This window comes from Streptomyces sp. NBC_01224, assembly GCF_036002945.1.
Classification (GTDB): Bacteria; Actinomycetota; Actinomycetes; order Streptomycetales; family Streptomycetaceae; genus Streptomyces.
Genome location: NZ_CP108529.1, coordinates 6,756,355 through 6,774,613 on the forward strand (window position 1 = coordinate 6,756,355; position 18,259 = coordinate 6,774,613).

The 18,259-nt window shown below is 70.9% G+C and carries 13 protein-coding genes; 5 read left to right on the forward strand and 8 right to left on the reverse strand.

All coding sequences use genetic code 11. The features are described from left to right. Positions 1 to 110 precede the first annotated feature (110 nt). Genes OG609_RS30400 through OG609_RS30430 form a run of 7 tightly spaced genes read right to left on the reverse strand, consistent with a single transcriptional unit; the run spans position 111 to position 7,996 of the window. Positions 111 to 929, reverse strand: coding sequence for an HpcH/HpaI aldolase/citrate lyase family protein (locus OG609_RS30400; RefSeq protein ID WP_327275755.1), 819 nt, complete (start codon positions 927 to 929; stop codon positions 111 to 113). Then, the gene (locus OG609_RS30405; protein WP_327275756.1) at positions 926 to 2,125 is read right to left on the reverse strand and encodes a CaiB/BaiF CoA transferase family protein; all 1,200 of its coding nucleotides are present in this window, start codon (positions 2,123 to 2,125) and stop codon (positions 926 to 928) included. Before OG609_RS30405 ends, OG609_RS30400 begins: the two co-directional genes overlap by 4 nt. Then, positions 2,122 to 3,006: a ribokinase gene (gene rbsK, locus OG609_RS30410; RefSeq protein WP_327275757.1), complete on the reverse strand. Its 885-nt coding sequence runs from the start codon at positions 3,004 to 3,006 to the stop codon at positions 2,122 to 2,124. The genes OG609_RS30405 and rbsK overlap by 4 nt, the downstream gene beginning before the upstream one ends. Next, the gene (locus OG609_RS30415) at positions 3,003 to 4,376 is read right to left on the reverse strand and encodes an ADP-ribosylglycohydrolase family protein (RefSeq protein WP_327275758.1); all 1,374 of its coding nucleotides are present in this window, start codon (positions 4,374 to 4,376) and stop codon (positions 3,003 to 3,005) included. Before OG609_RS30415 ends, rbsK begins: the two co-directional genes overlap by 4 nt. Next, positions 4,373 to 5,560 carry an ADP-ribosylglycohydrolase family protein gene (locus OG609_RS30420; protein WP_327275759.1) on the reverse strand — a complete coding sequence of 396 codons (1,188 nt, stop codon included), beginning with the start codon at positions 5,558 to 5,560 and terminating at the stop codon, positions 4,373 to 4,375. The genes OG609_RS30415 and OG609_RS30420 overlap by 4 nt, the downstream gene beginning before the upstream one ends. After that, a complete protein-coding gene (locus tag OG609_RS30425) occupies positions 5,505 to 6,794 on the reverse strand; it encodes an ADP-ribosylglycohydrolase family protein (protein WP_327275760.1) in 1,290 nt (429 codons plus the stop codon). Before OG609_RS30425 ends, OG609_RS30420 begins: the two co-directional genes overlap by 56 nt. Then, on the reverse strand, positions 6,794 to 7,996 hold the full coding sequence (locus OG609_RS30430; protein WP_327275761.1) for an ADP-ribosylglycohydrolase family protein: 1,203 nt from the start codon (positions 7,994 to 7,996) through the stop codon (positions 6,794 to 6,796). The genes OG609_RS30425 and OG609_RS30430 overlap by 1 nt, the downstream gene beginning before the upstream one ends. 264 nt (positions 7,997 to 8,260) lie before the next feature. On the opposite strand from OG609_RS30430, the gene OG609_RS30435 reads away from it, so the two are divergent. From OG609_RS30435 to OG609_RS30445, 3 genes are all read left to right on the forward strand, one after another. Next, positions 8,261 to 8,995, forward strand: coding sequence for a VIT1/CCC1 transporter family protein (locus tag OG609_RS30435; RefSeq protein WP_327275762.1), 735 nt, complete (start codon positions 8,261 to 8,263; stop codon positions 8,993 to 8,995). Between the two features lie 631 nt (positions 8,996 to 9,626). Beyond that, the gene (gltB, locus tag OG609_RS30440; protein WP_327275763.1) at positions 9,627 to 14,195 is read left to right on the forward strand and encodes a glutamate synthase large subunit; all 4,569 of its coding nucleotides are present in this window, start codon (positions 9,627 to 9,629) and stop codon (positions 14,193 to 14,195) included. Further along, positions 14,188 to 15,648 carry a glutamate synthase subunit beta gene (locus OG609_RS30445; RefSeq protein ID WP_327275764.1) on the forward strand — a complete coding sequence of 487 codons (1,461 nt, stop codon included), beginning with the start codon at positions 14,188 to 14,190 and terminating at the stop codon, positions 15,646 to 15,648. The genes gltB and OG609_RS30445 overlap by 8 nt, the downstream gene beginning before the upstream one ends. A gap of 117 nt (positions 15,649 to 15,765) precedes the next feature. On the opposite strand, the gene OG609_RS30450 is transcribed toward OG609_RS30445, so the two are convergent. Next, positions 15,766 to 16,689, reverse strand: a complete 924-nt coding sequence (locus tag OG609_RS30450) for a rhomboid family intramembrane serine protease (protein WP_327275765.1) — start codon at positions 16,687 to 16,689, stop codon at positions 15,766 to 15,768. A 138-nt stretch (positions 16,690 to 16,827) separates the two neighbouring features. On the opposite strand from OG609_RS30450, the gene OG609_RS30455 reads away from it, so the two are divergent. Next, positions 16,828 to 17,571 carry a vWA domain-containing protein gene (locus OG609_RS30455; protein WP_327275766.1) on the forward strand — a complete coding sequence of 248 codons (744 nt, stop codon included), beginning with the start codon at positions 16,828 to 16,830 and terminating at the stop codon, positions 17,569 to 17,571. Continuing rightward, a complete protein-coding gene (locus OG609_RS30460; RefSeq protein WP_327275767.1) occupies positions 17,568 to 18,158 on the forward strand; it encodes a HutD/Ves family protein in 591 nt (196 codons plus the stop codon). The genes OG609_RS30455 and OG609_RS30460 overlap by 4 nt, the downstream gene beginning before the upstream one ends. Positions 18,159 to 18,259 lie beyond the last annotated feature (101 nt).

The following is an 18,259-nucleotide window of genomic DNA, read 5'->3' on the forward strand; positions in this document are numbered from 1 at the left end:
CAAACCCGCGCCCGTGTTCGAAACGCCGGGTGGGCAAAGTCGAGCCCGTCCGACGATCGAGGACGGAACCGTCAGGCGCGTGGGGCCCGCGCCGGACCCCGTCCAGTACCTCACCCGTCGATCCACCTCCGTGCCAGCGCCAGCGTACGGCGGGCCGATGCCACTACCGCCGCGTCGACGAACCGGCCGTCGGGGAGAGCCAGCGCGCCCTCGTCCGTCGCGGCCGCCGCCACGATCTCCTTCGCCGCCTCGACCTCCTGTGCCGTCGGGCGGAACGCCTGCTCGATGACCGGGAGCTGGCGGGGATGGATCGCCGCCCGGCCCAGGAAACCCAGCGCGCGGCCATGCGCGCAGGACGCCCAGAGGCCGTCCAGATCCCGTACGTCCGGGAACACCGACTGGGTGGGTGGCGCGAGCCCGGCCGCGCGGGCGGCGACCACGACCCGGCTGCGCGACCAGTCGAGTCCGGCGTCCTCCCGTACCCCCAGATCGGCCCGGAGGTCCGCCTCGCCCAGCGCGATGGAGCGGACCTGGGGATGGGAGGCGGCGACCGTGTACGCGTGCTCGATGCCGAGCGCCGATTCCAGCAGCGGACAGAGCGCGACCCCCGGTGCCACAGCCGCGATGTGATGGACGGACGCCGCATGAGTGATCTTCGGCAGCCGGAGTTCGGCGAGGCCCGGCAGCCCGGCCAGGGCGAGGATGTCCGCCTCGGTGTGGACCCGGACATGGATCGGCACTGCCGCCTCCTCGATCGCCTCGGACAGGAGCTCGGCGGTGGCGGACCGTGCGTACTCCTTACGGTCCGGCGCGACCGCGTCCTCCAGATCGACGATCACCACATCCGCTCCCGAGTCGCGCGCCTTGCGCACCACCTCGGGCCGGTCCCCGGGGACGTACAGCAAGGTGAGGGGGACCGTCGCCGTCACAGGACGTGCTCCGCCCGCAGCGCGGCGATCTCCGGGCCCGACAGACCCAGCCCGGTGAGGATCTCGTCGGTGTCCGCACCGTGCGGCCGGCCCGCCCAGCGGATCGCGCCCGGTGTCCCCGAGAGACGGAACAGGACGTTCTGCATCCGCAGCGGCCCCAGCTCCGGGTCGTCGACCTCGGTGATGGAGTCCAGGGCCCGGTACTGCGGATCCTCCATCACGTCCCGGATGTCGTGGATGGGCGCGATCGCCGCCTCCGCCTTCTCGAACGCGGAGAGCGCGTCCTCACGGGTGTGCCGGGCGATCCAGTTGCCGACCGCCTCGTCGAGCTCGTCGGAGTGCTCGGCGCGGGTGGTGCCGGAGCCGAACCAGGGTTCGTCGATCAGCTCGGCCCGGCCGACCAGATGCATGACCCGTTCGGCGATCGACTGCGCGGACGTGGAGACGGCCACCCAGTGGCCGTCCGATGTGCGGTACGTATTGCGCGGGGCGTTGTTCCGGGAGCGGTTGCCGGTGCGCGGTTGTACGTAGCCGAGCTGGTCGTACCAGACCGGCTGCGGGCCGAGCACTGTCAGGATCGGCTCGATGATCGCCATGTCGACGATCTGCCCCTCCCCGGTCCTGTCGCGTCCGGCGAGTGCGGCCATCACGGCGTACGCGGTGGCCAGCGCCGCGATCGAGTCGGCGAGCCCGAACGGCGGCAGTGTGGGCGGCCCGTCCGGTTCCCCGGTGATCGCGGCGAATCCGCTCATCGCCTCGGCCAGTGTGCCGAAACCGGGGCGGTGCGCGTACGGGCCGAACTGGCCGAAGCCGGTGACCCTGGCCAGCACCAGCCGCGGGTTGACGGCGTGCAGTTCCGCCCAGCCGAGGCCCCAGCGCTCCAGCGTTCCGGGCCGGAAGTTCTCGATGATCACATCGCTCCCGGCGGCCAGCCGGAGCAGGATGTCGCGCCCGCCGGGGCTGGACAGATCGAGGGTCAGATTGCGCTTGTTGCGGCCGAGCAGCTTCCACCACAGGCCGACGCCGTCCTTCGTGGGGCCGTGCCCGCGCGAGGGATCGGGCTTGCGCGGATGCTCGACCTTGATCACCTCGGCGCCGAAGTCGCCGAGCATGGTGGCGGAGAGGGGGCCTGCGAAGAGCGTGGCGAGGTCGATGACCCGCAGTCCGGTCAGAGGTGCCTGCGCAGTCGCGTTCATGCGGCGTCGATCTCGCTGCGGTACGGCATGGAGGTCGAGGCGCCCGGCCTCTGTACGCAGAGCGCGGCGGCGGACGACGACCAGGCCAGTGACTCCGGTACGGGCCGTCCCTCACCGAGGGCCACGGCGAGCGTGCCGACGAAGGTGTCCCCGGCCCCGGTGGTGTCGACGGCGGTGACCTCGGGGGCGGGGAAGAGGATGGGTTCGCTGCCCCGGGCCGCGTAGAGGCAGCCCTTCGAGCCGAGTGTGACGACGACCGCCGGGACCTGGCTGAGCAGGATCTGCGCTGCGGCATGGGGATCCGCGGAACCGGTGAGCTCGGCCGCCTCGGGCTCGTTGGGGATCAGCAGATCGATGCAGTCGAGGAGTTCGGAAGGCAGGGGCTGTACGGGGGAGGGGGTGAGGATGGTCCGTACGCCCTGGGCGTGGGCCACCCGCGCGCCCTCCATCACGGCGGGCAGCGGCAGCTCCAGCTGGAGGAGCAGCAGATCGGCTCCGGCGATGGCGGCCGTTTCACCGGGGCCGAGAGCGGTGACGGTGCCGTTGGCGCCGGGGATCACCACGATGGAGTTGGAGCCCATGTCGTCGACGACGATGTGCGCGGTGCCGCTGGGGCCGTCCGCGGTGTGCAGCAGATCGGTGTCGACGCCTGCGTGCTCCAGGTTGGACCGCAGCAGGGTGCCGTACTCGTCGTCGCCGACCGCGCCGATCATCATCACCTCGCCGCCCGCACGGGCGGCGGCGACGGCCTGGTTGGCGCCCTTGCCGCCGGGGATGGTGCGCAGCTCCCGTCCGGTGACGGTCTCTCCGCGCTCCGGAGCCCGTGCGACGTATGCGACAAGGTCCATATTGGTGCTGCCGAGCACCGCGATGCCGGTCATGGGTGGAGTGCCTCCTTGTGGGTGAGCCGGTGGGTCTGTCCGGCGAGTGCGTCGAAGCCGATGGAGTCGAAGCCGGGGACGGACGTGGCGAGGCGGTTCTTCAGCGGGGTGGTCCAGCGGTCGGGCAGCGCGTCGGGGCTCCCGGCCAGCAGGCCGGCGAGTGAACCGGCAGTCGCACCGTTCGAGTCGGTATCCCAACCACCCGACACGGCACGGCAGATGGAGCCGGAGAAGTCGCCGTCGGCGTGCGTGAGGGCGGCGGCGAGCAGTGCGGCATTGGGCAGCACATGGACCCAGTGGTAGCTGCCGTACTCGGCGTGCAGCCGGTCGGCCACCGCGTCGAAGCAGCTCTCGCCGCGGGCCGCTCCGACACCGAAACGCACCGCGTGCGCGAATCGTGAACGGGGCGGGACCACACGCAGCCCGGCGGCCAGACAACCGTGCGCATCACTCCCGCCTCCGGCCGCCTCGGCGAGCGCCGCGGCGGTGAACATCGCCCCGTACACCCCGTTGGCGGTGTGGGTGAGGACCGCGTCCCGGTGCGCCTGCTCCGCCGCGGCCGACGGGTCGCCCGGATGCGTCCAGCCGTGCACATCGGCCCGGATCTGCGCACCGATCCACTCCCGGAACGGGTTGCGGTACCTGGCGGTGTGCGGGGGCTCGATCCCGTCGAGCAGGTTGCGGTACGCGACCCGCTCGGCGGTGAACGTCCGGCCGGCCGGGAGTTCGTCGAGCCAGAGCCGGGCGAGATCGCAGGTGGTGAAGGACGGGCCGTACCGCTGGAGCAACAACACAGTCAGCAGGGGGTAGTTGAGGTCGTCGTCCTCCGGCATGCCGTCGATGTTCTCGGCCAGGGAGGTAGGTGCGGAGCGACGGTTCCAGGGGTAGGTGGCGGCCAGTTCGGCGGGCAGCCCCTTGGCGGTGAACCAGGTGGCCAGCGGCCAGTTGTCGGTGGCGCGCGCCAGTGCGCGGATGCCGGCGAGCGGCAGTTTCTCGACCGGTTTGCCGAGCAGACAGCCGGCGGCCCGGCCCAGCCAGGCGGCGTGCAGGCGGTCCTGACTCACCGGCGGCGGGTCCGCGCGGGGGACCGGCCAGTCCGGGCAGGCGGCCCGGATCGCCATCAGCTCCGTCGGCTCATCAGCCTCCAACGGTGATTCCAGCAGGGCGAGTTCGTCGAGCAGCCGTTCGGCGAGTGCGCGCAGCTCGGGGGCCGCAGGGGTCGATGCGCCCGCGCGCTCCGGGGCGGGGGCGCCGCCCGCCTCGTACCACCGGCGCGCGATGGCCCGCGCGTCCCGTCCGTCCTCGGCCGCCTGGCGCAGCTCATGCCCGACCAGGTCCTCGGGCTGCACCCACGTCACCCGTACCTTCATGGCGTACCCACCAGTGCGGCGAACGCCGACTCGTGTGCGCGGCGCCGGGCCGTGTCCCGTACGAACACGTCGCGGGAGACGTCGGCCAGGGTGCGCGCGGGGGCGTGCAGATCGAGCCGGCTGGCCTCGGCGACCGTTTTCACCCAGGTGGCAGGGATCGCCCGCTCACCGTGGAGCGCGCCCGCGATCGCGCCGCTCATCGTGGCGATCGAGTCGCAGTCCCGGCCGTAGTTGACCGAGCCGAGGACCGCGTGCCGGTAGTCGCCGTCCGCGACCAGAAGCATGCCGAGCGCGATCGGGAGCTCCTCGATGGAGTGCAGGCGGGACGGCCGGCGGGCGCCGAGGGACGGGGCGCGGTAGTCGGGGCCGACGGTGTCGAAGGGTGCGACGGCGGTACGCAGTGGGGTCAGCGCCGACTCGAAGTCGCGGTGCCGTACGGCCACTTCGCACACCGCCTCGATGGCGGCACGCGTCCCGTCCTTGGCGAGCGACAGACAGGTGTCGACGACGGTGGCGGGCGTCGCGTCCGGGGCGCAGGCGGCGGCGACGGCCGCCGCGAGGACTCCGGCCGCCTCCCTGCCGTACGAGGACTGATGGGCACCGGCGACATCCAGCGCCTCGGCGTACGCGGCCTGCGGGTGGGCGGCGTTGACCAGCCCGACCGGCGCCATGTACATCGCCGCACCGCAGTTGACGATGTTTCCGGAGCCCGCCTCGCGCGGATCGACGTGCCCGTAGTGCAGCCGCGCGACGATCCACTTCTCGGCGAGGAAGATCCGCTGGAGCGGCAGCGCGTCGGCCTCCAGCTCCGGGATCCAGCGGGGGGTGGAGATCAGCTCCGGCACGAGATGGTCGGCGACCGCGTACGCGTCGAGATGGTCGCGCACGGCGCAGTACACCCGCACCAGCGCATGGGTCATCAAGGTGTCGTCGGTGACGTGTCCGTCGCCCTTGTGGTACGGGGCGATGGGGCGGGCGGTACGCCAGTCGTCGCCGTCCCACGGGCCGACGACGCCGCTGATCCGCCCGCCGTGGCGTGCCACGATCTGCTCGGGGGACCGGCCCTCGACCGGACCGCCGAGCGCGTCGCCGACCGCGGCGCCGACGAGCGCTCCCGTGATCCGTTCATCAAGTGTGAGTGCCGTGGTCTTCGCCTCGGACCGCATGGGCGTCGTGGATGTCATGTCCGAATTGTCCACCCGCAGGCTTCGGTTCCGTGTCTGCCAGCAGCCCGGCGAGTTCGATGAGATCGGTCCCCGCGAGTCGGGGCAACGCACACCCCGCCAGGGTGCGGCAGGCCTCGCGCCAGCCGTCCGGGAGGGTGCCGATGCCGCCGAGCGCGCCGGTCAGAGCGCCGGCCAGCGCGGGCGCCGAGTCGGCCACCCGTGACAGGCATGCCGCCGCGGGAATGGCCTGGGCGATCTGGCCGCGGGCTGCGGTGGCCAGGGCGAGGGCGACCGGGACGGTCTCGGCGGCGGCGATCCCGTAGCTGTAGACGTGGTCCACGATCTGATGCTCCAGCACCGGTACGAGGGCGAACGCGCCGGCCGCCTCGCCGACGAAGTCGCGGGCGATCCGGACGGCGTGGGCGGCGTTGCGGGCGATCTCCGTGCCGTCGGGGAGCTGGGCGAGCGCGGCGTTCACCGCGGTGTCCACGTCCGCACCGCCCAGGGCCTCGGCGATCGCGGCCGCCATCGCGCGGGCACCGTGCACACCGTCGCCGTCCTGGGTGTAGCGGGCGTCGAACTCGGCGAGGTCGGCGGCTGCGGCGGGGTTTGCGGGATGGGCGACGGCGAGCACGGCGGCCCGTACGCAGGCCGCGTCGTCGAAGTAGTGCGGATTGTCGTGCCCGGTGGCGGGTGGGCGCAACCCGGCGGCGAGATTGCCGAGCCCGGCCCGCACCGAGATCCGGGCGCGCAGGGGGAGCACCGCGGACTCGACCTCGGGGGCACGGGCGGCAGCCGCGGCGACCTCGGCCGCCAGAGCGTTCCAGGCGACGTCGATGGCGGCCCGCATCCGGCGTTCGGGGGACAGCCCGTGCAGCGGACCGGCCGCCGAGGTGAGCACGGTCCCGGCGGCGAACGCTGCCCATTCGGCGTCGTCGGAGGGCCCGAGGCGCAGGGGTTCGGGCGGCTGGTTGAGCGCGATGGGTACGGGCAGCGTGGTCGTGGCGTTCTGCTCGGCGAAGGTGTCGAGCTCCCGGGTGAGGCGCCGGGTCCACTCGGGCATCCTGGCGGCCCGGTGCCGCGCGGCCGGCCACCCGGCGGCGTCCCCGGAGGCGAGCCCGAGCAACAGCCCCTCGATCCGGGCCCTGTGCCCGGGGGCGGGACGGGCACGGATACGGGAGGCGGCGGTGCGGGGGGCGTCGTGCGGGGCGTCCCGGTGGGGGCCCTCCTGAGTGCCGCGCGCGGTGGTCATCACTCCACCACCGTTCCGCCCGTGGTGGGGGCGGCGGTGGACGGGGCGCCGGGCGGCGCGTACCCGGTGCCGGTGTCCCGCGCCGGGTCGCCCTCCGGCGCACCGGCGTCGTTCCGCGCGCCCTGGTACACCTCGTCCGCGTCGTCCGGGGTGAGCAACTCCGCGATGTCCAGGACGTGGTAGCCCCGCATCGACGGCAGGCAGCTGCCCCGGACCGGGCCGATCGCCTCCCCCCAGTGCCGCGGAATCGCGGACGCCCCGTGCAGGGCGCCGGCCAGGGCCCCCGCCACCGCGGCCGTCGTATCCGCGTCGCGGCCCATGTTGACCGCGGTCAGCACCGCCGTACGGAAGTCGCCGCGCGCCGCCGCGAACGCGCCGAAGGCCAGGCCGACCGCCTCGGGCGCCAGGTCCGTCCACGGATAGCCGCCGACGACAACCGCGGAGCGCACCGCGCGTTCCCTGGTGAGCCGGTCGGGGTACGTGCGCTGTGCGGCCGCCACCGCGCGCCGCAGCGAGCGCGCTGTCCAGGAGTCCATGGGAACGACGGACAGCGCGGCGGCGATCACCGACGCGACCCCCGCACCCACCATCGCAGCGGACACCCCGGCCGCCACCGCCTGGCCGCCGTAGATGCCCTCCCCGTCATGGCTGACCCGCCCGTCCACCGCGACCAGCCGCGCCGCCTCGTCCGGCCGGCCCGCCGCGAAGACACCGAACGGCGCCGCCCGCATCGCCAGGCCGTCGCTCCAGGCATGCCGGTGCTGGGCGGAGATCGGGGCGGCGAGGCCCCGGCGCAGATTCTCCAGCGTGCCCCGCTCACTGAACCCGGCGCCGCGGAACGGCCCCTCGTCCAGGTCGGCGATCCACAGATGCCAGGCCCGCTCCACATGGGTGACGGTCAGCGCCGAACCGTGCCGGGCGAGCAGCAGCCCGGAGAAGATCGCGTACTCCGTGTCGTCCGTACCCGCGGGGTCGTCGCTCACGAAGCCCTCGATCCGGCCCCAGCGACGACGGATCTCGGACGGCCGCAGATTCTCCGCCGGTGCGCCCAGCGCGTCACCGACCGCGAGACCGAGCAGGGAGCCCCGGGCCCGGTCGCCCAGGTTTTTCCGCGACACCTCGCCCCGGTCCGTGCCGCCCCGTACCGCCGCCTCCGTACCGCCCGTCCGCGGCTCTGCCGGATTTCCTGCAATCAACTCCATCGCGTCGACCCTTCGCTCACACCGAGCCAGTTCTCGTACCTGCTCGATCTGTGCCACGCGGAGCCCCGACAGAGGCCGATAATCGCAACAAAAGGGCCAGTCGGATGACGGCTCAGAGGCAGTAAGGCAGGCCGTACTTACCTGGTCACAGGGGCAGGTAAGTACGGCCTGCCTTGCTGGCGGGGGGCCTTTTTCGTGCGTACTTTCGATGGTGTTGAGCGGGGGCGGAGCGCGTGAAACCCGCTGCCGGAGAAGGGGAGAGCTGTGTCCATCATCGAGACCGACGCCGTACTGCACGAGGCGCACCGCGACAACCACAGTCACCGCGATGTGAACGGCGGCTGGCTGCGCCCGGCGGTGTTCGGCGCCATGGACGGGCTGGTCTCCAACCTCGCGCTGATGACCGGCGTCGCGGGCGGTGCCGCCTCCCAGCAGACGATTGTGATCACCGGTCTGGCGGGCCTGGCCGCCGGTGCGTTCTCCATGGCGGCGGGCGAATACACCTCCGTCGCCTCGCAGCGCGAGCTCGTCGAGGCCGAACTCGACGTCGAGCGGCGCGAGTTGCGCAAGCATCCCAAGGACGAGGAGCGGGAGCTCGCCGAGCTCTACGAGTCCCGTGGCGTCGAGCCCGGGCTCGCCCGCGAGGTCGCACGGCAGCTGTCGCGCGACCCGGAGCAGGCCCTGGAGATCCACGCCCGCGAGGAGCTCGGCATCGACCCGGGCGATCTGCCCTCGCCGCTCGTCGCCGCCGTTTCGTCGTTCGGCGCGTTCGCGCTGGGGGCCCTGCTGCCCGTACTGCCGTTCCTGCTCGGTGCGAGTGCGCTGTGGCCGGCCGTGCTGCTCGCGCTGGTCGGGCTGTTCGCCTGCGGTGCGGTGGTGGCCAGGGTGACGGCGCGCGGCTGGCTGTACAGCGGGCTGCGTCAGCTGGTGCTGGGCGGGGCCGCGGCGGCGATCACCTACGGTCTGGGCACGCTGTTCGGTGTGGCCGCCGGAAGCTAGGGCTCCTGGGCAAGAGCGTGACATCGGGCCCGTCCGGCTGAAGGCTTTGTCCTCCAGATGCCGGACGGGCTTTGGGCCGATCGGCGGATGGGGGCGGCGTCGCGGGGCTGGGCACGCGCTCTCCCAAGGACTTAAGGGCCAGGGGCCCCTCCGGCGTTGTCGTCAGTCGACAACGCTCCGCGTTGCCTCCCTCCTCCGCCTTTCAGGTGTACGCACCCAGCCCCGCTCCTTCTCCCGCCCCCATTTGCCGGTCGGTCCTATTTCCGTAACGCGTCCGCCATTCGTGTGACGTACGTCTTGGCGTCCACCCCTGGGCGGACGGCTTCACCCGGCGTAAAATGAGTCCCTATACAAGGCTGTGCATAGTTAGCCGTTACCTGGCGGTTTCGTTTCCTTTACCGCCGGGCATGAGCCGTAGACACCGCAGGCAACGACGCCTGCTCTCTGCGGTCTCCCCGGGCGCCGATTCTCCGACTGCGACCCACCCTCACCGCCTCACTCGGTGTCCGCATGTTGGAACGAGCTATCCGCTTCTTGAGAAGCGCCCCATCATGTAATCTGCACCAAATTTCGCAGAGGGCCAACGTCGTCCCTCGGCACTGCATATGCCACGACGACGACGGGAGAGCCGATGCGTACCGACGCCTGGTCGCCCATGGACGGTCGCCCCGCCCAGCAGGGGATGTACGACCCCCGTAACGAGCACGACGCCTGCGGCGTCGGGTTCGTGGCCACTCTGACCGGTGTGGCCAGCCATGAGCTGGTCGAGCAGGCGCTGACCGTACTGCGCAACCTCGAACACCGCGGTGCCACCGGATCCGAGCCCGACTCCGGCGACGGCGCCGGAATCCTCCTCCAGGTCCCGGACGCCTTCCTCCGCGACGAGGTCGCCTTCGACCTCCCCGAGGCCGGTGCCTACGCCGTCGGAATCGCCTTCCTGCCCGCGGACGACTCCACCGAGGCCGTCCAGAAGCTCGAGAAGATCGCCGCCGAGGAGGGCCTGAAGGTCCTCGGCTGGCGTGAGGTCCCGGTCAGCCCCGACCTCCTCGGCAGCGGCGCCCGCGCCACCATGCCCGAGTTCCGCCAGCTCTTCGTCGCGGACGGCGAGAGCACCGGCATCGCGCTCGACCGCAAGGCCTTCGTACTGCGCAAGCGCGCCGAGCGGGAGGCCGGGGTGTACTTCCCCTCGCTCTCCGCCCGCACGATCGTCTACAAGGGCATGCTCACCACCGGGCAGCTGGAGCCGTTCTTCCCGGACCTCTCCGACCGCCGCTTCGCCACCGCCGTCGCACTGGTGCACTCGCGCTTCTCCACGAACACCTTCCCGAGCTGGCCGCTCGCCCACCCGTACCGCTTCGTCGCGCACAACGGCGAGATCAACACGGTCAAGGGCAACCGCAACTGGATGAAGGCCCGCGAGTCCCAGCTCGCGTCGAGCCTCTTCGGTACGGAGCAGCTGGACCGGATCTTCCCCGTCTGCACCCCGGACGCCTCCGACTCCGCCTCCTTCGACGAGGTCCTGGAACTGCTCCACCTCGGCGGCCGCTCGCTGCCGCACTCGGTGCTGATGATGGTCCCCGAGGCGTGGGAGAGCCCCGAGTCGATGAACGCCATGGATACAGCCCGGCGCGCCTTCTACCAGTACCACTCCACGATGATGGAGCCCTGGGACGGCCCGGCCTGCGTCACCTTCACCGACGGCACCCAGGTCGGCGCGGTCCTGGACCGCAACGGTCTGCGCCCCGGCCGCTACTGGGTCACCGACGACGGCCTCGTCGTGCTCTCCTCCGAGGTCGGTGTCCTGGACATCGACCCCGCGAAGGTCGTCCGCAAGGGCCGCCTCCAGCCCGGCAGGATGTTCCTCGTCGACACGGCCGAGGGCCGCATCATCGAGGACGACGAGATCAAGGCCGCCCTCGCCGCCGAGCAGCCGTACCAGGACTGGCTGGAGGCCGGCGAGATCGAGCTGGAGGACCTCCCCGAGCGGGAGCACATCGTGCACACGCACGCCTCCGTCACCCGCCGCCAGCAGACCTTCGGCTACACCGAGGAAGAGCTCCGCGTCATCCTCGCGCCGATGGCCCGCACCGCCGGCGAGCCGCTCGGCTCCATGGGTACGGACTCGCCGATCGCCGCCCTCTCCGAGCGTCCGCGGCTGCTCTTCGACTACTTCACCCAGCTGTTCGCGCAGGTTACCAACCCGCCGCTGGACGCCATCCGCGAGGAGCTCGTCACCTCGCTGCGCTCCACGCTCGGCCCGCAGGGCAACCTGCTGGAGCCGACCGCCGCGTCGTGCCGCAGCGTCACGCTGCCGTTCCCGGTGATCGACAACGACGAGCTGGCCAAGCTGATACACATCAATGCCGACGGCGACATGCCGGGCATGAAGGCCGCCACGCTCTCCGGTCTCTACCGGGTCGGCGGTGGCGGCGATGCCCTCGCGGCGCGGATCGAGCAGATCTGCACCGAGGTCGACGCCGCCATAGAGGACGGCGCCCGCCTGGTCGTCCTGTCCGACCGGCACTCCGACGCCGAGCACGCGCCGATCCCGTCGCTGCTGCTCACCTCGGCCGTCCACCACCACCTCATCCGCACCAAGCAGCGCACCCAGGTGGGTCTGCTGGTCGAGGCCGGAGACGTCCGCGAGGTCCACCACGTCGCGCTGCTGATCGGTTACGGCGCCGCCGCGGTCAACCCGTACCTGGCGATGGAGTCCGTCGAGGACCTGGTCCGCGCCGGTACGTTCATCGAGGGCATCGAGCCCGAGAAGGCCATCCGGAACCTGATCTACGCGCTCGGCAAGGGCGTCCTGAAGGTCATGTCCAAGATGGGCATCTCAACCGTCGCCTCCTACCGCGGCGCCCAGGTCTTCGAGGCCGTCGGCCTCGACGAGGCCTTCGTGTCGAAGTACTTCAACGGCACCGCGACCAAGATCGGCGGCGCCGGACTCGACGTCGTCGCCAAGGAAGTCGCCGCCCGGCACGCCAAGGGCTACCCCGCCTCCGGCATCTCCGCCTCGCACCGCGCGCTGGAGATCGGCGGCGAGTACCAGTGGCGCCGCGAGGGCGAGCCGCACCTGTTCGACCCGGAGACGGTCTTCCGCCTCCAGCACGCCACGCGCAACAAGCGCTACGACATCTTCAAGAAGTACACGGACCGGGTGAACGAGCAGTCCGAGCGGCTGATGACGCTGCGTGGTCTGTTCGGCTTCAAGAGCGACCGAGAGGCGATCCCGGTCGACGAGGTCGAGTCCGTCTCCGACATCGTCAAGCGCTTCTCCACCGGCGCCATGTCGTACGGCTCGATCTCCCGCGAGGCGCACGAGACCCTCGCCATCGCCATGAACCAGCTGGGCGGCAAGTCCAACACAGGTGAAGGCGGCGAGGACGCCGACCGGCTCTACGACCCGGCACGCCGCTCGTCCATCAAGCAGGTCGCCTCCGGCCGCTTCGGTGTGACCAGCGAGTACCTGGTCAACGCGGACGACATCCAGATCAAGATGGCGCAGGGCGCCAAGCCCGGAGAGGGCGGCCAGCTGCCCGGCCACAAGGTCTACCCGTGGGTCGCCAAGACCCGGCACTCCACCCCGGGCGTCGGTCTGATCTCGCCGCCGCCGCACCACGACATCTACTCCATCGAGGACCTGGCTCAGCTGATCCACGACCTCAAGAACGCCAACCCGGCGGCCCGCATCCACGTGAAGCTGGTCTCCGAGGTCGGTGTCGGCACGGTCGCCGCGGGTGTCTCCAAGGCGCACGCCGATGTCGTCCTGATCTCCGGCCACGACGGCGGAACGGGCGCCTCCCCGCTCACCTCGCTGAAGCACGCGGGCGGCCCCTGGGAGCTCGGCCTCGCCGAGACCCAGCAGACCCTGCTGCTCAACGGCCTGCGCGACCGCATCGTCGTGCAGACCGACGGCCAGCTGAAGACCGGCCGCGACGTCGTCATCGCCGCGCTGCTGGGCGCCGAGGAGTTCGGTTTCGCGACCGCGCCGCTCGTCGTCTCCGGCTGCGTCATGATGCGCGTCTGTCACCTGGACACCTGCCCGGTCGGCATCGCCACCCAGAACCCGGTCCTGCGGAGTCGGTTCGCCGGCAAGGCCGAGTACGTCGTCAACTTCTTCGAGTTCATCGCCCAGGAAGTCCGCGAGATCCTCGCCGAGCTGGGCTTCCGTACGATCGAAGAGGCCGTCGGCCACGCCGAGCTGCTCGACACCGACCGTGCGATCACGCACTGGAAGGCGCAGGGCCTCGACCTGGAGCCCCTGTTCTACGTCCCGGAGCTGCCCGAGGGTGCGGTCCGCCACCAGCAGATCGAGCAGGACCACGGTCTCGCCAAGGCCCTCGACAACGAGCTGATCAAGCTCGCCGCCGACGCCCTGAACGCGGAGAGCGCCGAGGACGCCCAGCCGGTCCGGGCCCAGATCGCGATCCGGAACATCAACCGGACCGTCGGCACCATGCTCGGCCACGAGGTGACGAAGAAGTTCGGCGGTGCGGGCCTGCCCGAGGACACCATCGACGTCACCTTCACCGGCTCCGCCGGCCAGTCGTTCGGCGCGTTCCTGCCGAGCGGTGTGACGCTGCGCCTGGAAGGCGACGCCAACGACTACGTCGGCAAGGGCCTCTCCGGCGGCCGCGTCATCGTCCGCCCGGACCGTGGCGCAGACCACCTCGCCGAGTACTCCACCATCGCGGGCAACACCATCGCCTACGGCGCCACCGGCGGCGAGCTGTTCCTCCGCGGCCGGACCGGCGAGCGGTTCTGCGTACGCAACTCCGGCGCGACGGTCGTCTCGGAAGGCGTGGGCGACCACGGCTGCGAGTACATGACCGGCGGTCACGCCGTCGTACTCGGCGAGACCGGACGCAACTTCGCCGCGGGTATGTCGGGCGGTGTCGCGTACGTCATCGACCTGGACCGCGACAACGTCAACGTCGGCAACCTCGACGCGATCGAGGCACTCTCCGACACCGACAAGCAGTGGCTGCACGATGTGGTGCGCCGCCACCAGGAGGAGACCGGTTCCACGGTCGCCGAGAAGCTGCTTGCCGAGTGGGACACCGCGGTGGCCCGCTTCAGCAAGATCATCCCGTCCACCTACAAGGCAGTGCTCGCCGCCAAGGACGCCGCTGAGCTCGCCGGTCTCTCCGAACAGGAGACCACCGAGAAGATGATGGAGGCGGCGACCAATGGCTGACCCCAAGGGCTTCCTGACCACCGGGCGTGAGGTCGCCGAGACCCGCCCCGTCGGCGAGCGCGTCAAGGACTGGAACGAGGTCTACGTTCCGGGCTCGCTGCTCCCGATCATCAGCAAGCAGGCCGGCCGCTGCATGGACTGCGGCATTCCGTTCTGCCACAACGGCTGCCCGCTCGGAAACCTCATCCCCGAGTGGAACGACTACGCCTACCGCGAGGACTGGACTGCGGCGTCCGAGCGCCTGCACGCCACGAACAACTTCCCGGAGTTCACCGGGCGGCTCTGCCCGGCCCCGTGCGAGTCGGCGTGTGTGCTCGGCATCAACCAGCCGGCCGTCACCATCAAGAACGTCGAAGTCTCCATCATCGACAAGGCGTGGGACAGCGGCGACGTAACCCCGCAGCCGCCCGAGCGGCTCTCCGGCAAGACCGTCGCCGTCATCGGCTCGGGCCCGGCGGGTCTCGCCGCGGCTCAGCAGCTGACCCGGGCCGGCCACACGGTCGCCGTCTTCGAGCGCGCGGACCGCATCGGAGGTCTTCTCCGGTACGGCATCCCCGAGTTCAAGATGGAGAAGTCGCACATCAACCGCCGCATCGAGCAGATGCGCGCGGAAGGCACCAAGTTCCGTACGGAGGTGGAGATCGGCAAGGACATCGAAGCCGCCAAGCTCCGCCGCCGGTACGACGCGGTCGTCATCGCCGCCGGTGCCACCGTCTCCCGCGATCTGTCCGTCCCGGGCCGTGAGCTGAACGGCGTGCACTTCGCCATGGAGTACCTGCCGCTCGCCAACAAGGTGCAGGAGGGCGACCTGACGGTCTCCCCGATCACCGCCGAGGGCAAGCACGTCGTCGTCATCGGCGGAGGCGACACCGGCGCCGACTGCGTCGGCACCGCCCACCGCCAGGGCGCGCTCTCCGTCACCCAGCTGGAGATCATGCCGCGGCCGGGCGAGGACCGGAACGTCAACCAGCCCTGGCCGACCTTCCCGATGCTCTACAAGGTCACCTCCGCGCACGAGGAGGGCGGCGAGAGGGTCTACTCCGTCTCCACCACCCACTTCGAGGGCGACGAGGACGGCAACGTCCAGGCCCTGCATCTGGTCGAGGTGGAGTTCAAGGACGGCAAGCTGGAGCAGAAGCCCGGCACCGAGCGGCGGATCCCGGCGCAGCTGGTCACGCTCGCCATGGGTTTCACCGGCACCGACCAGTCCAACGGCCTCGTCCAGCAGTTCGGTGTGACGCTCGACGAGCGTGGCAATGTCGCGCGCGACGCGGACTACGCCACCAACGTCGACGGAGTCTTCGTCGCCGGTGACGCGGGCCGCGGCCAGTCCCTCATCGTGTGGGCCATCGCCGAGGGCCGCTCCGCGGCACGCGGTGTGGACCGCTTCCTGACCGGAGCCAGCGCACTGCCGGCCCCGATCCGCCCGACGGACCGTGCTCTGATGGTCTGATCACGGCACACATAGACGTCCCGTACAAAGGCGTACGGAACTGAACGCGGCGCCTGCCCGTCCCCGACCGGACGATCTCGGCAGGCGCCGTGGCGCGTTCCGGGGACGGGCGCAGGCTCACCCCGTCAGTGCGGACGTCTTGAGCACCACCAGCAGCACCAGCACGGCGAGCAGCACCACACCCGCGGCGGCCTGGATCGTCGTACGCCGTTCCGCCGGTGCGTACGCGTACGCGACCGTGACGATGCCGCCCGTCAGCAGCCCGCCCAAGTGGCCCTGCCACGAGGTGAATCCGGCCGAGATCAGCATCCAGATCAGGAATCCGGCCATGAACCGGTTCACCGCCTGCATATCGCGTCCGAGGCGCCGGTTGATGACGTAGAACGCCGCACCGAGACCGAAGATCGCACCCGAGGCACCCACTGTGCCGTCGAACGGCGCGATCAGATACACGAGGACCGAACCGCCCAGCGCGGACAGCAGATACAGCGCGAGGTAGCGGGCCCGGCCCAGCTGCTCCTCGACGACCCGGCCCAGATTCCACAGCGCGTACATGTTGAAGAGGATGTGCAGTACTCCGAACGGCAGCGAGCCGAAGGACGACCCGCCCGGCGGGAGATGCAGGAAGGCCCCGGTCAGCAGCCGGTACCACTCGCCGTCCACCACGCCGATCACATCGAAGCCGGGGAAGCCCCCGGCCTCGTAGACGTACTGGCCTCCGTCCGGGCCGTTCAGCCCCGCACCGAGCATCGCGAACCGGTCGACGATCCCCGGGCGGACCAACTCGCCCAGATACGCCAGGATGTTCAGGCCCATCAGCACATACGTGACGAGCGGCACCGCGGTCCTGGACACCGCACCGCCGAACACCGTGCGCGCCTGCCGGACAGAACGCTGCCCCTCCTTCACGCACTCCACGCAGTGGTGACCGACAGCGGCCTCACGCATGCAGTCGGGGCAGATGAATCGTTCACAGCGGGTGCAGCTCACATACGTCTCGTACGACGGATGGCGATAGCAGGTGGTGACCGCGGCCTCCACGGCAGGCTCCTTCACGGGTGGGCGGACACGAGCGGCCGGTGGGGACGGCGGCGATCAAGATAGCGAACACCGCCGCCCCGGGTATATCCGGGTGCCTTACGCTCAGGGTTCTGACACGTCGAGGATCGGAGAATCCGCATGGCCGGCTCGTCCGCCGCAACAGATCCGGCCATCAGCCTCCGCAAGATCGAGGAGACCGCACCCGCGCTGGTCAGCCTCTACAAGAGTGCTTCCGTCCCGCTGACGAAGCACGGCTTGGGCGGGGAGCGCGCAGCGGTATATCTGGTGCTCGACTACTCCGGCTCCATGAAGGAGTACTACAAGGACGGCAGCGTCCAGGCCCTGGCGGACCGGGTGCTGGGTCTCTCGGCACATCTGGACGACGACGGCCGCGTACCGGTCGTCTTCTTCTCCACCGATGTCGACGCCGTCACCGACATAGCCCTGGACAACCACCGCGGCCGGGTCGACGCGATCGTGGCGGGCCTGGGGCACATGGGGAAGACCAGCTACCACCTGGCCATGGACGCCGTCATCGACCACTACATCGACAGCGGCTCGACCGCCCCCGCGCTCGTCGTCTTCCAGACGGACGGCGGTCCGATCAGCAAGCACGCGGCGGAACGCTATCTGTGCAAGGCGGCGAAACTGCCACTGTTCTGGCAGTTCATCGGCTTCGGTAACAAGCAGAGTACGCAGTTCGACTTCCTGCACAAGCTCGATGAACTGGCCGTACCCGCCAAGCGCCCCATAGACAACGCGGGCTTCTTCCACGCCGGACTCGACCCGCGCAAGGTCCCGGACGCCGAACTGTACGACCGGCTGGTCGCCGAATTCCCGCAGTGGCTGGCTGCGGCCCGGGCACAGGGGATCGTCAAGTGACGGCCCGGGTGCTGCGGGCGGCCGACCGCACGGCCACGCCCTGGAAGAACGGCGGGGGAGTCACCCGCGAGATCGCGGCGTCCCCCGAGGGCGCGCCGCTGGACGCCTTCGACTGGCGCGTCAGCCTCGCCGATGTGTCCCGGGACGGGCCGTTCTCCTCGTTCCCCGGGGTCGACCGCACACTGACCGTGGTCGAGGGCGCCGGGATGGACCTCATGGTGGGCGGCGAGCACCACATCGTCGACGAGCAGTACTGGCCGCATGACTTCCCCGGTGACCTGGAGACGGAGGGCCGGCTGCTCGGTGGCCCGGTCGTGAACTTCAATGTGATGTACCGCAGGGAACGTACGAGCGCGGAGGTCGCGGTGGTACGCGGCACCGTCCGGCTGTCGGTGCCCGAGGGCGGGGCGGTTCTGGCCGTCGCGCTGGAGGACGGTGCGGTGGTCGACGGCCAGGACATCGAACTCGACCGCTACGACGCGTTGTTGGCGCAGGGTGAATCGCCGGGAGTGCTGCGGACGCTGGGGTGGGCGCTGGTGGTCACCCTGTCGGCCGGCAGCGCGCCGCCGGCCGGTCCCGCCCGGTAGGGACCGTGGGCAATCGCTGCTCGGCAACCCGGTGGGAGGCTCTGCCAGTGGCGTCGCTACGCGCGCGATGCCGAACAATTTCTCAACGGACACGGGCCGGG